Source organism: Pseudarthrobacter defluvii (assembly GCF_030323865.1).
GTDB classification, from domain to species: domain Bacteria; phylum Actinomycetota; class Actinomycetes; order Actinomycetales; family Micrococcaceae; genus Arthrobacter; species Arthrobacter sedimenti.
The window spans coordinates 2,665,223-2,679,572 of the sequence record NZ_CP066362.1; the positions used below are offsets into that span (position 1 = coordinate 2,665,223).

12 protein-coding genes are annotated in these 14,350 nt (G+C 64.6%); 3 read left to right on the forward strand and 9 right to left on the reverse strand.

Annotated features, from left to right (window positions below):
• Window positions 1-40 precede the first annotated feature (40 nt).
• Both JCQ34_RS12290 and JCQ34_RS12295 read right to left on the reverse strand, forming a co-directional pair.
• On the reverse strand, window positions 41-1,345 hold the full coding sequence (locus JCQ34_RS12290; RefSeq protein ID WP_286397925.1) for an AAA family ATPase: 1,305 nt from the start codon (window positions 1,343-1,345) through the stop codon (window positions 41-43).
• Complete coding sequence (locus JCQ34_RS12295; protein ID WP_286397926.1) at window positions 1,342-1,983, reverse strand: hypothetical protein; 642 nt, start codon at window positions 1,981-1,983, stop codon at window positions 1,342-1,344. The genes JCQ34_RS12290 and JCQ34_RS12295 overlap by 4 nt, the downstream gene beginning before the upstream one ends.
• 152 nt (window positions 1,984-2,135) lie before the next feature.
• On the opposite strand from JCQ34_RS12295, the gene JCQ34_RS12300 reads away from it, so the two are divergent.
• A complete protein-coding gene (locus JCQ34_RS12300; protein WP_018768505.1) occupies window positions 2,136-2,351 on the forward strand; it encodes a helix-turn-helix domain-containing protein in 216 nt (71 codons plus the stop codon).
• 33 nt (window positions 2,352-2,384) lie between these two features.
• Here JCQ34_RS12300 and JCQ34_RS12305 read toward each other — a convergent pair whose 3' ends face one another.
• Entirely contained in the window at window positions 2,385-2,921 is a 537-nt protein-coding gene (locus JCQ34_RS12305) for a hypothetical protein (RefSeq protein WP_350310791.1), read from the reverse strand.
• Between the two features lie 166 nt (window positions 2,922-3,087).
• Here JCQ34_RS12305 and JCQ34_RS12310 point away from each other — a divergent pair, with 166 nt between their 5' ends.
• Both JCQ34_RS12310 and JCQ34_RS12315 read left to right on the forward strand, forming a co-directional pair.
• Window positions 3,088-3,960 carry a LysM peptidoglycan-binding domain-containing protein gene (locus JCQ34_RS12310; protein WP_286397928.1) on the forward strand — a complete coding sequence of 291 codons (873 nt, stop codon included), beginning with the start codon at window positions 3,088-3,090 and terminating at the stop codon, window positions 3,958-3,960.
• Between the two features lie 105 nt (window positions 3,961-4,065).
• Window positions 4,066-4,560, forward strand: coding sequence for an Rv3235 family protein (locus JCQ34_RS12315; protein ID WP_286397929.1), 495 nt, complete (start codon window positions 4,066-4,068; stop codon window positions 4,558-4,560).
• Window positions 4,561-4,672: 112 nt separating this feature from the next.
• Here the strand turns inward: JCQ34_RS12315 and secA are convergent, their stop codons facing one another.
• The 6 genes from secA to mtrB all read right to left on the reverse strand — a co-directional run bounded on the left by secA (window position 4,673) and on the right by mtrB (window position 14,229).
• Window positions 4,673-7,414, reverse strand: coding sequence for a preprotein translocase subunit SecA (secA, locus tag JCQ34_RS12320; RefSeq protein WP_286397932.1), 2,742 nt, complete (start codon window positions 7,412-7,414; stop codon window positions 4,673-4,675).
• A gap of 99 nt (window positions 7,415-7,513) precedes the next feature.
• Window positions 7,514-8,725: a winged helix-turn-helix domain-containing protein gene (locus JCQ34_RS12325; protein WP_286397934.1), complete on the reverse strand. Its 1,212-nt coding sequence runs from the start codon at window positions 8,723-8,725 to the stop codon at window positions 7,514-7,516.
• A gap of 32 nt (window positions 8,726-8,757) precedes the next feature.
• The gene (gene hpf / locus JCQ34_RS12330; protein WP_286397936.1) at window positions 8,758-9,483 is read right to left on the reverse strand and encodes a ribosome hibernation-promoting factor, HPF/YfiA family; all 726 of its coding nucleotides are present in this window, start codon (window positions 9,481-9,483) and stop codon (window positions 8,758-8,760) included.
• Between the two features lie 144 nt (window positions 9,484-9,627).
• A complete protein-coding gene (locus JCQ34_RS12335; protein WP_434738950.1) occupies window positions 9,628-10,566 on the reverse strand; it encodes a ComF family protein in 939 nt (312 codons plus the stop codon).
• A 157-nt stretch (window positions 10,567-10,723) separates the two neighbouring features.
• Window positions 10,724-12,439, reverse strand: coding sequence for an LpqB family beta-propeller domain-containing protein (locus tag JCQ34_RS12340; RefSeq protein WP_286397938.1), 1,716 nt, complete (start codon window positions 12,437-12,439; stop codon window positions 10,724-10,726).
• Window positions 12,436-14,229: an MtrAB system histidine kinase MtrB gene (mtrB, locus tag JCQ34_RS12345; protein WP_286404486.1), complete on the reverse strand. Its 1,794-nt coding sequence runs from the start codon at window positions 14,227-14,229 to the stop codon at window positions 12,436-12,438. The genes JCQ34_RS12340 and mtrB overlap by 4 nt, the downstream gene beginning before the upstream one ends.
• Window positions 14,230-14,350: the final 121 nt, after the last annotated feature.

Here is a 14,350-nt window from a genome sequence, read left to right on the forward strand (position 1 = left end):
CAGAGATATTCGCCGCACCTTTGCAGCTCTTATGGCGAGCCTAGTCCTTCGCCCTTCGCCGTGGTGTGGAAGAAAATACAGAGGATCTCCGCTTTTGCTGGTCTGGTGCACAAACGAGTCCGCGGATTGCACGGCGCAGTTCAGAATCCGGGGCGGCCTCCAGCAGGAGGGACCCTGCCAGGAGTGCGGCGTCGGCAGCGCGGGGATCATGGGGCAAGAATGCCCTCAGTTCCGAGGCCGGCCCGTATCTTTCCCATGCATCGCGCAGTTGGCGCTCAGGATCCCTCCCGACGGAGGAGGAACGCACTTTGTTCATCAGGACAGTGGGTGACGCCTGCGGAACCGCGTCTTCGAGCTCGGCGAGCGCGCGTACCATCCGGGGTACGCCCACGGGATCGGCAGCGCCTATGGCGTAGACGGTGTCCGCCAGCTCCAACGGCCGCAGTGTGGCCGCGTTCCGGCGCGGCGCCATGGTGTCGAAGCTTAGTTCCTCGTCGGCTTCCAGGCAGAAGCCGGTATCGACCACCACCACTTCGGCGATCTCCCGGCCCCTTTCGAGGACCCGCGCCAGCGCTGTGGCACGGATTTCTGTCCAACGGTCCGCCCGGGTGATACCCGTCAGCACCCGGAACTGTCCTGATGCCGTAGCGACCGTGGCGGCAACCTTCCGGAGTGCATCGGCATCCAGCTGCCCGTGATCGGCGAGCCTGCACGCCTGGGCCAGCCCGGCTGACTCGTCCAGGAGACCAAGTACTGCAGCGACGCTGGCGCCGTAGGTGTCGGCGTCGACCAGGAGGACGTCCTGGCCGTCGGCGGCCATCTCCCCGGCGATGTTCACCGCCACCGTGGTCCTTCCGGGCGAGCCTGCTGGTCCCCAGACGACGATGAGCCTTCCGCTTCCGCGCCCTTCAGCCTCCTGCTCCGACTCAACAGGATCGGTTGCCAGCGCAGCTCCGGGGTCAGCGGCTGCGCTGAGGCTGGCCGGACGGGCCCCACCCGTAAGTTGAGCGACTGCGTCGGCGATCCTGTCCGAAAGCTCTGCCGACTCGACCCCCGTCAACGCCGAGGCAACGCCAATTTTGCGGAGCCTCACCGCCTCCTCTGCATTGTCGGTCAGCGCGATGACCGCGACGCCTACTGCACCAAGCCGGTCAACCAGGGAAGCAGTCAACCCCTCGGACCCATCGGCAACCACGGCCGCCCGGGCAAGTCCGCTCTGGCAGGCCGCCAGCAGTTCGGGAAGTTCCGCGCACCGGCGTACCACCGTGACCGGACCGTGCAGTCTTTCGAGACCGCCAACCAGGTCCTCACGGCTTTGGCCGACGGTGACGACGGGGATGTTCATCGGGCGCCGCCCGGGTTCCACACGACGGAGATCTTCGCCTCATTGGCCTGGGCACCCAGCAATGCAGGCATCTGCTTGTCCTCGACCAGGACCATGAGCACGGTGGTTTTTGATGACCCGAGGGCAGTGGACCCATTCGCAACCTCTGCAATTTCCGCTCCGGGAAGGATGAGCTTGGGCTCGCTGAATCCGTTCTTCGCATCGGGCTGGGCCACCCAGACGTCCACACGGGCCCCGGCGACCGCCTGCGATGGCAACGTCTGTTCGACAGTGAGGGCAACGGGCTTTCGGTTCAGCTGGTCGACGGCACCAAGGCTCGCCCTGGGAACAAGCTGGTTCTTACCAATCCTCTGCATGGCCACAACATCCTGGGGCAGGCCGGCCGCCACCGTGATGTAGTGCTGTTCCGTGTCACCCAGCCGGACCTTGGCGCGCACCACGTTCTCTTGCGTGAGGCGCTCGCCGACAGCGATGCCCTCCCGTGCTGCATAGACTTCAGTGCTGCGGTCTGCACTGCCAACCAGGAAGATGACCCCCGCTATGGATGCCAGGACCAGGAGGACGCCCACCAGTAGCCGCGGATCCTTCCACGAAGGGCGCTTCAGCCGCGCCGCTGTGGCACTTGAATCAGGAACCATACCGTTCTCCCCCTAGGTATACCGGACCTGCCCGCTCTGGCCGGACTCCCCATTGTTACCGCAAGGCCACGCGAACAAAAGTCAAATATCCAAATACGGCCAAACTGTGGATAACAGGCCCACAAGGTGCCACTTGATGGCAAAATGGATGTATGCCAAGGTTCCTCACGCTTGCCGACGTAGCAGAGCAGCTCCAGATCAACTCCCCTGCCGCGTACGCCTTGGTCCGCAGCGGCGAACTGAAAGCCATCCAGGTGGGCGGCCGCGGGCAGTGGCGGGTGGAAGAAAAAATGCTGGAGCAGTACATCGAGGAACGCTACGCCGAGGCCAGTCGCATGATCCAGGAATCACGCTCCAAGTCTGTTTGACGCCCCGCACCCTTCGCGGATTCCCAGCCGGAGTCAGCCTGCCTTGGGCGACCTGATCATGGCCAGGGCAGTGAATGGGATAGCTGTCACTTCACCGACACTCCGGCTCCTCCGTACCTCCCCAGGAGTAACCGAGGCCAGGTCTACGTAGTCCCGGCCGACGCGGTCGATAACGCCGGCCAGCCGCTGTGCGCCGGCTCCCGCCGCGATCGTCACGGACAATTCCGCACGGTCGCGGGCAAGGCCGCGGAGGGAGTGGGCAAGCCCGATTGAGCGGCGAACCGGTGAGCTCTCCGGCAACGCGTGCCTGCCGAGGCCGACGTACCGCGCCGCAGCGGCGTAAGGGATGAGTACTTGGTGCTGGTCTTCGTCGAGGACCAGCGCGTCCGCTCCGGCATGCCTGAGTTCCCCGCGCGCCAATTCTCCACAAAGCAGGTAAACGCCGATGCGGCACCCGACGGCCGCACGCAGCCGGTGCTCGAGTGGCAGGCTGACCATCTCGGCCCGGGTCCGCTCGTTGATCTCGCTGTCGAGCGCTAAACGGTCGGCCTCTGCGAACTGGCTTTCCATGTCACTAAAGAGAGCATCCCAGCGCATCCCGTCAGCGTAGGTTGCCCTGCCCGGCCAGTCAACGGCCGCATCTTTTCCTCTCCAACGTATGGACAAACGCTGATCTTTGCGCTCAAACTTGTTCAAGCATTATCAAACAGCATCAAACGACATCAAAGGAGAAGTAATGGGCCCCTCCGAAGAGGCAAAGTGGTCCGATGCCTTCATGGCACTGGGTCTTCTGGTGCTGGGCATTCTGCTTTGCTTCCTGGGGGTTGGCCTGCTTGGACAGTGGCAGGACTCCGCAGCCCGCAACCAGGACGCACCCGTGAGTGTTCTTCTGGGGGCGGCCGCAGCTGCAGCCGGCATGGCCCTTTTGCTGTGGTGGGTCTTTTCGATCCTGACCGCAGGCGCCTCGGTTCTGCTGGAACGCTTCGGACGAGGCCATGCCGCGGCGTCGGCCCGCAGTCTGTCTCCGGCCTTCATGCAGCGGGCAGTGGTTGCCGCACTGTCGCTGCAGCTGGTGGCAGGAGCCGCGGCGAATGCCGCACCGGCCACGCCCGGGCCTGCGTGGACCCCCACACAGGCATATGCGGCGTCAGTCCCATCGCAACCTGCGCCCGCAGGCACTGTTGCGGAGGGAGGTAGGAGCCTGGGCGCCGGCGGCATGCAGGTCCCTTCGCCAACCGTGGCTGCAAAAGAAGCGCCAAGAGGCCCTGAAGACGCTGCGATGGCGCGGAGTTCCCGCAGCGAGCTCCCCGATGCCACGCTCCACCCCGGCTGGCAGCCTGCTCCCCCGGTGGTGGAACCCGGTTTGCTGGCCGGACCTCAGGTGAGAGATGCCTCCGGTCCAGCCCTAAGTGGCCAGGCAACTTCAGTAGCCGTGCTGGCCGGCGACACACTATGGGGCATCGTGGCGACCTATCTGGGGCCTGAGGCATCGGACGTGGAGGTGGCCCTTGAATGGCCGCGGTGGTACGCAGCAAACCGCGCCCTGATCGGCGGAAGCCCCGACGTCCTGCTTCCCGGCCAAATACTGCAGGCGCCTGCGGCGTCGTAGCCAGGCCACCCGGGCCAGGGTGCATCCCGCAAATTCCGGCCGGCAGCCTGGCGGGCCCCAGCCTGCCACACAATCCATCAGACGACATGAAGCTAGGGGAACACAATGACTGCAGCGACACCTGTCCGGACCGTCCGGGGGCTTGCCGCCACTACGGGAAACGGCGGGAAGGGCACGGCAGAAACCCGCCCTGCACCGGCACCGATAGCCCAGCCTCCCGGGGCGAAGCCATCCCTGCAGCCTGTCAATGAGGCGGCGGAAGTCAGGGCGATCACGCGGGGCACGATCCAAGCCTCCATGGAAGTCCTGGCGGGAATCCGTCCCGTCCACCAGCTGGCCCGCCGCCTTGATCCGCGGTGCCTTGCAGCGCTGCAGCATCGTGCAGCCCTGATCAGGCGCGAACTGACCCGGACCGGAAACCCTGCACTGGCCCGGCTCCACCGCAATTCGACGGTCCGCTCCGTCCGGGTGTGCGAGGTGGCCGACGGCATTTACGAGGCAAGTGCCGTAGTGGTGGATGACGTTCGCGCCCGTGCCGTTGCTGTCAGGCTTGAGCGCAGCAAACAGGTATGGCGGATAGTCGAGCTCGTCATCGGTTGAGATTTGGAACTGCCCCCCGGGGGCGAAGCTACAAGCGAGGAGGCAGCAAGCAGGGCAGGGACGCTTCCGTCCCTGTCCTGCTTGCTGCCTCCCGATACTTCCGGCGGTACTGCTAACGCTTTTTCTTCTTCGCGGGCCGCTTGGCAGCATCCTGCGCTGCCGCCTTGGCCGGATTCCCGGAGCGTCCGCCCCCGGACCGGGTTTCCACCCGGGTCTGGGTTCCACCGCCCTCACTGGGAGCGGTGTACTGCAGCTGTGCAGGCCTCTCCGGGGCTTCCAGACCGGCGGCGCGGACCTGGGGGTCCACATGTTCGGTGTGTCCGCCGGCGGCGTCCTGCACTACGACATCCTGTGCAGGAGTCACTTCCACCTCCAGGTTGAAGAGGAACCCGACGCTCTCCTCGCGGATGGCTTCCATCATGCTCTGGAACATCGCAAAGCCTTCGCGCTGGTATTCCACCAGCGGATCACGCTGCGCCATGGCCCTAAGGCCGATGCCTTCCTTGAGGTAGTCCATCTCGTAGAGGTGTTCCTGCCACTTTCGGCCGATGACGGAAAGCACCACCCGGCGCTCAAGCTCCCGCATGCTTTCGGAGCCAATAACCTCTTCCCGGGCCTGGTACACCAGGCGGGCATCGGAAAGGATTTCCTCTTTCAGCATCTCCACGGTGACCCTGGACTTGCCGCCGGCCTCTTCGATGATGTCTTCCGCAGTAACGCTGACAGGGTAGAGCGTCTTGAGGTTTGTCCACAGCTGGTGGAAGTCCCAGTCGTCGCCGTTTCCTTCGGCGGTTGCGGCATCGATGAGTGCCGTGATGGTGTCCTCTACGAAGAACTGCACCTTTTCGTGCAGGTCGTCGCCCTCAAGGATGCGCCGGCGGTCGCTGTAGATGGCCTCACGCTGGCGGTTGAGGACGTCGTCGTACTTCAGCACATTCTTGCGCTGCTCGGCGTTGCGGCCTTCCACCTGCCCCTGGGCGGAAGCGATGGCACGCGACACGAGCTTGGATTCCAGCGCCACGTCGTCCGGGACGGAGCTGTTCATCAAACGCTCTGCGGCACCGGAGTTGAAGAGCCGCATCAGGTCATCGGTCAGCGAGAGGTAGAACCGTGATTCGCCGGGGTCGCCCTGTCGGCCGGACCGGCCGCGGAGCTGGTTGTCGATGCGGCGTGACTCGTGGCGTTCGGTGCCAAGGACGTAGAGTCCTCCGAGGTTCAGGACTTCCTCGTGTTCATCCTTCACGGACTGCTTGGCTTCTTCGAGCGCAGCGGGCCAGGCGGCCTCGTACTCTTCGGAGTTCTCCTCCGGGTCCAGCCCGCGCTTGGCGAGCTCGGCGACGGCAGTGAATTCGGCGTTGCCGCCCAGCATGATGTCGGTGCCGCGGCCGGCCATGTTGGTGGCCACGGTGACAGCGCCCTTCCGGCCTGCCTGGGCCACGATGGCAGCTTCGCGTGCGTGGTTCTTGGCGTTCAGGACCTCGTGCCGGATGCCCTCCTTGGCGAGGAGCTTGGACAGGTATTCGCTCTTCTCCACGCTGGTGGTGCCAACCAGGACGGGCTGGCCTTTTTCGTGTCGTTCGGCGATATCGCGAACCACGGCGTCGAACTTTACAACTTCGTTCTTGAACACAAGGTCGGACTGGTCAATCCGCTGCATGTCCCGGTTGGTGGGGATGGCCACAACACCCAGCTTGTAGGTGCTCATGAATTCAGCGGCCTCAGTTTCGGCGGTACCCGTCATGCCCGAAAGCTTGCCGTACATGCGGAAGTAGTTCTGCAGCGTCACGGTGGCCAGCGTCTGGTTCTCGGCCTTGATCTCGACGCCTTCCTTGGCCTCGATCGCCTGGTGCATGCCTTCGTTGTAGCGGCGTCCCGCAAGGATGCGGCCGGTGTGCTCGTCGACAATCAGGACTTCACCGTCAAGGATGACGTAGTCCTTGTCCCGCTTGAACAGTTCCTTGGCCTTGATGGCGTTGTTCAGGAAGCCGATCAGCGGGGTGTTCGCCGATTCGTAGAGATTGGTGATACCGAGGTAGTCCTCGACCTTCTCGATCCCGCTCTCCAGGACGCCAACCGTGCGCTTCTTCTCGTCGACTTCGTAGTCCTTCTCGGGCTGCAGCCGGAGCACGACTTTTGCGAACTCGCTGTACCAGCGGTTGGTATCGCCCTGGGCCGGGCCGGAGATGATGAGCGGCGTCCGCGCCTCGTCAATGAGGATGGAGTCGACTTCGTCGACAATGGCGAAATTGTGCCCGCGCTGCACCAGTTCATTGCGGTCCCACGCCATGTTGTCGCGCAGGTAGTCGAACCCGAACTCGTTGTTGGTTCCGTAGGTGATGTCGGCGGCGTACTGCTGGCGGCGAACGGCCGGATCCTGGTTGGCGAGGATAACACCGCTGGTCAGCCCGAGGAACCGGTACACACGGCCCATCAGCTCGGACTGGTATTCGGCCAGGTAGTCGTTAACGGTGACCACGTGCACGCCCTTGCCGGTGAGGGCGTTCAGGTAGGCGGGAGCGGTCGCCACCAGGGTCTTGCCTTCACCGGTCTTCATTTCAGCGATATTGCCCAGGTGCAGGGCGGCGCCGCCCATCAGCTGGACATCGAAGTGGCGCATCCCCAGGGTGCGTGAGGACGCTTCCCGCACGGCGGCAAATGCCTCCGGAAGCAGGTCGTCGAGTTTTTCACCGTCCCCATGGCGTTCGCGGAGACGGTCGGTCTCCTCGCGCAGCTCGGCGTCGGTAAAGGTCTTGAATGAGTCTTCGAGGGCGTTGATGGAATCGGCATAGTTCCGCAGCTGCCGGAGTGTTTTCTTGTCACCCGTGCGGAGAATTTTTTCGATAAGTGATGCCACGTGAAGATGCTCCCAGTCTGATGCCGCCGAATTCTGGCGTGTTCAGTCTACGGGAGAGACACGCGGCCGGTGCCCCTTTTCCCTGAGAGCGGATACTCGCTACAGGCGTGCCAGTTCCTGGGACAGACTCGCGGCGAGGTCGCCTGCCTGCCCCACTTCCACCTCCGGCAGGCCAAGCCATTGGGCCATCAGCTTCAGCTCCGCGGCGAGTTCGACGGCGGTGTCCAGCGGCGCGTCCGGCTCGGCAAAAGCGGACCTCACCAACAGGCGGCCGCCCGCCCTGTCCGCTTTCAGGTCCACCCGTGCCACGATCCTGTCACGAAGCAGGAAAGGCAGGACATAGTATCCGAAACGCCGTTTTGGCTCCGGCGTGTAGATCTCGATCCGGTAATGGAACCCGAACAGTTCCCACAGGCGCCGGCGCTCGAAGACCAGCGAATCGAAGGGGCTTAACAGGGCACGGCCGGTGGCACGCCGTGGGAGTGTCGCTTCCACATGCCGGAAGACGTCCCGCCCCCAGCCAGCCACCTTGACGGGTTCCAGCCGGCCCTGCTGCACGAGATGCTCCACGGCCTGGGCGGTTGCCTTGACCGGCGTGCGGAAATAATCGGCGAAGCAGCGGATGCTTCCAATTCCATGCGCCAGCGCGGCCGCATCGGTGAGCCGCTGGAGTGCAGCAGTTGGGTCCACCTCGCGGACTTCAGAAGCCCGGTACGGCAGGACCTTCGATGTCAGCGCGTACCTGCGCTCGAATTGCCCGGTCCTGGAGGCCGCCGAAACCAGCCCCTCTTCGAAGAGGTCTTCCAGCACGCGTTTAACCGCATTCCAGTTCCAGCCCCAGTTGTCCGACTGTTTTTCCTCCACATGGCCAAGCCGTGCTGTCAGTTCCGAGGCGGTCATGGGCCGGGACCGGGCAAGGGCTGCCAGGATCCTGGCGGCGACGTCAGCACGAATCCCGGGGTCGAGCCGGGAAGCGCCCACCCAGGACCGCTTCTGCCACGGAAGCAGGTCCTGGTAATGCTCCGGCCGGATGTAGCTGGCTTCGTGGGCCCAGTATTCAAGCATTCGGCGCGGATGGCTGGCTGACATGCGTTGCAGGATGTCGCGGTCGTAGTCGCCAAGCCGGGAATAAAAGGGCAGGAAGTGGCTCCGAACCAGGACGTTGACGGAATCGATCTGGACGAGCTGCAGCCGGGCAAAAGTACGGCCCACCGTCCGTGCTGTCACGGGGCCGGCGGGCCGTCCTTTATGGAGTCCCTGTGCTGCCAGTGCGATCCGCCGGGCCTGGTCAAGGCTCAGCGTTGCTGACAATTCAGTCCTCTCTGGCGGTGGTGTTGTCCACCTTAAGCGTTAGCAGCAGCGTCATCGGAGCGGTAGGCCAGGACCTTTTCCTCCACGGCGGTGTCCCCTGGCTCGCATTCGTGGTCCAGGGTGATGACTCCGTAGGTCCAGCCGCGGCGGCGGTACACGACGGAAGGCGTATTGGTCGCCTTGTCCACGAAGAGATAGAAGTCATGGCCGACGAGCTCCATGTTGTCCACGGCATCGTCGAGCGTCATTGAAGCAGCGGGGAAGACCTTGCGCCTGATCAGTACCGGCGAGTTCCCGGCCGGGATGTCATTTTCAACGTCGTAGGGGGATTTTTCTTCCGGCGCCTGCGCGGATTCACTCCTGCGGTTGGCTTCAAGGTACAACGGTTCGTGCGCGCTGGCTGGTTCAAGGGTGGCTGTTGCTTCACGGACAGCCTTGGGAGTGTGGCGGCCATGGTGGACCTTCTTGCGGTCCTTGGCCCGGCGGAGCCGCTCAAGCAGCTTGTTGTAGGCGAGGTCGAAGGCGGCAAATTTGTCTGGGGCGCTCGCTTCGGCACGGATCACAGGGCCCCGGCCCAGGACTGTCACCTCGACCGTCAACTGGTCGCCGGTTTGCCGGGCATTGGTCTCCTTGGAGACTTTCGTATCGACACGCTGGATCTTGTCACCCAGCGATTCGATTTTTGCGATCTTTTCCCCGGCGTATTCGCGGAACCGGTCTGAAACCGTCAGATTTCGTCCGCTGATCATAAACTCCATGGTGCCCTCCAAATGACTTCGGTGACACGACGGCGGCACTTCCATGGGCCCTGCTGCCTGACAGTCGAGCCCCTCTCCGAGCCGCCATCGAAAGGTACATTCTGTTCTTGGTACCCACCTCAGACGTTAGTTCATAGCCACCCGTTATTCATCCTTTCCCGGTTTATTTTTTTCTAAGTCATGGTGGTTCCGCGGCGGCCCTGCGGGTACCGCGTCCGGGTCAGGGGCGTCGGGCGGGCGTGTCGCCGCCAACACGACAGCACCCCTCACTTGGGCGCCGGCGAGGTGAAGTGCCCGGGCTGCTTCGCCAAGGGTGGCGCCGGTGGTCAGGACGTCGTCGATGAGGATGCATGGGCGCCCTGTGACCTTTGCCCGGACCCTGGGCTTGACCTGCATGGATCCCCGGACCCGTTGTGATCGGGCTCCCCTGCCCAGCCCCTTTTGACCCCCTAAAGCTTTCCGGCCTACAAACCCCTTGTACCCGTCCGGAACCCGGCCCCCGGGGGCCGCCTTACGCAGGACATCTGCGACCTCGAACCCCGGCAACTGCCGCGCCGCCTGCTTCAGCAGCAGGTGGACGGGGCTGAAACCCCGGCTGACGTATGCGGACGTGCTGGTGGGCACCGGAACCAGCAGGAACCCGGGGCCGCCGCGGGCTGCCGCCCTGACTGCCGAGGCCAGCGCGCGGCCAAGACTCTTGGCGAGCTGGTGCTGCCCGTGCCGCTTGAACGACAACAGCCCCTGTGCCAGTTCGTCCCGGTACACGCCTGCCGCCACCACTGGCAGTATGACTGTCCCCGCGACATCCATCAGTGCAGGCGCCCCGCTTTCCACGCGGAAGGGCTCCCTGGTCAACTGCCGGAGGCGGCCAGCACAGGAGGGGCAAAGACTGTGGTCTTCTGATCCGCAGCAGACGCAGTCCACCGGGACCGCCAAAGCGAAGAGGTCTTCCGCGGCGCCGGCCACCCAGTCGAGAAGTCGCAGGAAGGCGGCCTGGTGTTCAGCGCGGTGCAGGGCCGCCGAGGGCGGGTGCGGGGCAAGATCCGGATCCACTGCCCTGGTTCCGCTGCGGCGCCGATCAATGGGGTCCGCCGTTGGGGTGATGCCGTTCACCGTTCCACTGTGGCCCGGATCCCGGGCCTGCGGCAGCACGCCGGCGGCTATGTGGACAAGGCGGGGAACACCAACGCCGTGAAGCGCTAAGCTGCCTGCCGTTTGCCATTTTGGGGGCAGGAGCAGGTCAGCCCGGGAACGCAGGATCGATGGGGCCCTTGATTTGCGGCGACCAGCCATTGCCGAGGCGTTGGAAGATCCCTTCCCCGGATTGTACGTAAAGGTCGTCGGCGCCATTTCCCGCGCTGATAGCCACCAGGCCCGGCCAGGGAGCCAGCTGCTGCGGCTGCCCGGAAGTCAGGGACAGCAGTTCCGGCGTGACATTCGTACCTGCCGCCCCCTTCATCACCGCAATAGTGGTGCCGTTCACCCAAACCCCTTGGTCGGGATCGCTGGAAGCCACCAGGGTAATGGGCGCCGTCAGCTCCCGGGGGGTGCCGTCCCCGGCCCGGATCACGCCGGCTATTTGCACCTTGGACTTGCCGTTTTGTTCGGAGATGACCAGGGCGCGCACGCCGTCGCGAGAGATGCGGAGCTCCCTCACGGTGCGGCCGGCGAGCCAGGCAGGGGCCAGCGTTACGGATGGGACTGCTGCTCCTTCCGCCACGCCGGCTGGGTGGAACGCCACCACCTCAGTGGCACCGGTGGCGCCCGGCCCCGCTGTCCATACCCAGTCGTTGAGGTTAATGGACGGCCGGCTGAGAGTGCTCCTGGTGGTCAGCGCACGCGCCGGTTGCCCTGGGCTGATGCTGTACAGGGTGGTCCGGCCGTCATTGAGGAAGGCCGCAGTCTGCGACACCGGGGACTCGGCAGGATACCGGGGATTGAGCGCGGAAACCGGCTGCATATCGGGCAGCGGTGACACCCGGTTGTTCTCGTAGCGCACCAGCTCATTACCGCTGACGGCGATCTGCCGCGACGGCACGGTCTTGTCCAGCACCGGCGGAAGAACACTCCCGTTGTCCTCCACCCGGACCAGGTCCTGGTTGGCACGCAACTCAACGTTGACCACATCGGGCTGGCTTCGGAACGTGAGCGTCAGCTGCATCTGCATGCGCAGCCGGTCCTCGGCTGACGTTTCCGTCAATTCCTTGGCCGTCAGGTCCACCTGGGCCGCCCCCGACACCACGGGTACTGATTCACGGGCGAGCTTGATCCCCGAGGGAAAAGCGCTGGCGACGGCGCCACGCAGGTATGGAGCAGGGCCGGCCAGCAGCGCGCTGGTCATGGCCTTGACAGTCTTGTTCTTCAGGAACCAGCGGACGTCGGGGACGGCGTAGGTGAAGGTGGGGTCGTAGAAGTAGATGGGGTAGGCGCCGTAGATCACCTTGAACGTCTCCTCCGCGATGGCGGTCCCATCCGGAATCCCGGAGATCCGCCACTCCCCGTCAACCTGCGTCACCGTCACGGGAATGCGTTCCACTGTTCCGGGCGGCGACTGTGTGGCGATGCCGTCGGCGTCAACCGTGTAGGAGACGTCCAGTTCATAGTTGAAGACGTTCTCGGGGCCCGCGGGGACAACACGTGCCTCCCGGTACACCAGCGCGCGCTTGTCCGGTTTCCAAGACACGGCCGATGCCTGCGTCAGGTATTGCCGGGCCACCGCATAGTCGTCCTCGTAGCCGCTGCCGGCACGGTAGAAGTAGTCGATGATGGTTTCCGGTGATGCGCCCGGTTGTGGCGCTGCCGGTAGGAACACCGGTGCACTGACGTTTCCGGCGCTGCTTTCGCTGCTCTTCCCCACCGGGCCGGAAGTGGGAATCCGCGCGCACCCCGACAGCAGGACCATCAGCAGCGCCAGCAATGCCGCCGGATACTTGGCGTGGCGCACTGCGGCCCTCATGGCGTCTCCTCAGGCGCCCGTGCCGGAGCAGGCCTGGCGGTGCCTGTCTGCAGCACCAGCATGTTTTTGTAGTCCTGTTCTGCCGGGATACTTCCCGGTGCTCCCGGAAAGGTCACGTCCTTTGGTTCCAGCTGCACGGGCGATTCGGCGATCACGACATCCTGGCGCAGTGGAAGGGTGAGCCGGAAGTTGGCGCCGTCGCCCTTCCGTCCCCAGGCCTGCAGCCAGCCATGGTGCAGTTTTGTGTCTTCCATGGCGATGGACAATCCCAGGCCGCTGCCGCCGGTGGTGCGGGCGCGGGCGGGATCGGCACGCCAGAACCTGTCGAAAACCCGGGCCGCCTGTGCCTGGTCCATGCCGATGCCATGGTCCCGGACGGCGACGCCCACGGCAGTTTCATTGGCCGCGACCGTGACCGTGACCGGTTTACCCTCACCGTGCTCCACCGCGTTCAGGATCAGGTTCCGCAAAATCCTGTCAATCCGCCGAGCGTCCATTTCCACGATCATGGCACCTTCGGGGGCAGCGAAGATGATCTCGGAGCCATACTCCGCGGCCACGGGTGCCGCTCCTTCAATGACGTGGGCGATCACCTGGAGCAGGTCCTCCGGCTCGGCATCCAGCATTGCCACACCCGCGTCGAAGCGGCTGATTTCAAGGAGGTCGGAGAGGAGGGACTGGAACCGTTCCACCTGGTTGTAAAGCAGCTCTGCGGACCGCTTATTAATGGGATCGAAATCATCACGCGCGTCGTAGAGGACTTCTGCTGCCATCCGGACGGTGGTCAACGGCGTCCGCAACTCGTGCGAGACGTCGGAGACAAATCGCTGCTGCATCTGCGAAAGCGTTGCCAGTTGGGTGATCTGCTCCTGCAGGCTGGCTGCCATGTGGTTGAAGGAAGCGCCAAGGCGCGCCACTTCGTCCTCGCCCCTGACCACCATGCGCTCCTGCAGCTGCCCGGCTGCCAGTTTCTCGGACACCATGGCGGCATGGCTGACAGGACTGACCACGTTACGGGTGACGTACCAGGCTACGGCGCCGATCAGGAGGACCAGCACTGCACCGCCGGCCCACAGGACACTTTGGATCTCGTTGAGTGTCTGCTGGGCGGTATTCAGGTCATAGATCAGGTAAAGCTCATAAACCGTGCCGTTGAAGGTCACCTTGTTCCCCACGGCGATCCCCGGCCGGTCCTCCGTGCCCACCGGGATGACTGTGGAGGCCCAGTACTGGTCCTTGCCGGAGTCCTGGACTGCCTTCCGCAGGTCCGCCGGAATGACACTGACGGTCAGCTGGTCGGAGGCTCTTGACTCCACCCAGCGGTTCCGGGGTTTGGTCTGGTTCGGCATCGCTTCGAAGACGTAGCGTCGCTGGATGACCGAACCCCGGCCTTCCACTGCGCTCAGCGTGTCCGAAACCAAGGTGATGACGCTGGACTGGTCGGTGACCTGGGCGCCGTCGAACGTGTCCTGTACCTGCTTGACGTTGTAACGGGTCTCCGACTCCGCCTGGGTCAGCCGCTCCTGGAACAGGTTGTTGGCGATCTGGTTGGACAGATATGCGCCTACAAGGGCGAACGAGGTCACAGCCAGCATCAGGGTGGTGAGGACGGTGCGGAACTGCAGGGACCGGCGCCAGCGCTGCTGCAGGGCGCGGCCAAGATACCTCAGGCCGGGAAGGAAGCGGCGCACACCCGTGCGGACCAGGCGTGCCACGCGCAGGGCGACGATCAGGGCACGCCGCTGCCAGATCCTTGCCCGGAATGCCACATGCCTGAGCACGGGAGTGATGCCGTCCCCGGGGCCGGGCGCGCCGTCAGGGGCGGCCCCGCTTGCGGGGCCCTCCCGTGGGGTGCTGTCCCCCGCGGCGTCGTCCTGGCCCGCGGTGTTCCCGTTCGGGCCGGCAACCGCA

What these genes read in the sequence shown, in the direction of transcription:
- JCQ34_RS12290 (WP_286397925.1), bottom strand. Translation starts at nt 1,345, where the DNA reads ATGAACATCCCCGTCGTCACCGTCGGCCAAAGCCGTGAGGACCTGGTT.
- JCQ34_RS12295 (WP_286397926.1), bottom strand. Translation starts at nt 1,983, where the DNA reads ATGGTTCCTGATTCAAGTGCCACAGCGGCGCGGCTGAAGCGCCCTTCG.
- JCQ34_RS12300 (WP_018768505.1), top strand. Translation starts at nt 2,136, where the DNA reads ATGCCAAGGTTCCTCACGCTTGCCGACGTAGCAGAGCAGCTCCAGATC.
- JCQ34_RS12305 (WP_350310791.1), bottom strand. Translation starts at nt 2,921, where the DNA reads ATGGAAAGCCAGTTCGCAGAGGCCGACCGTTTAGCGCTCGACAGCGAG.
- JCQ34_RS12310 (WP_286397928.1), top strand. Translation starts at nt 3,088, where the DNA reads ATGGGCCCCTCCGAAGAGGCAAAGTGGTCCGATGCCTTCATGGCACTG.
- JCQ34_RS12315 (WP_286397929.1), top strand. Translation starts at nt 4,066, where the DNA reads ATGACTGCAGCGACACCTGTCCGGACCGTCCGGGGGCTTGCCGCCACT.
- hpf (WP_286397936.1), bottom strand. Translation starts at nt 9,483, where the DNA reads ATGGAGTTTATGATCAGCGGACGAAATCTGACGGTTTCAGACCGGTTC.
- JCQ34_RS12340 (WP_286397938.1), bottom strand. Translation starts at nt 12,439, where the DNA reads ATGAGGGCCGCAGTGCGCCACGCCAAGTATCCGGCGGCATTGCTGGCG.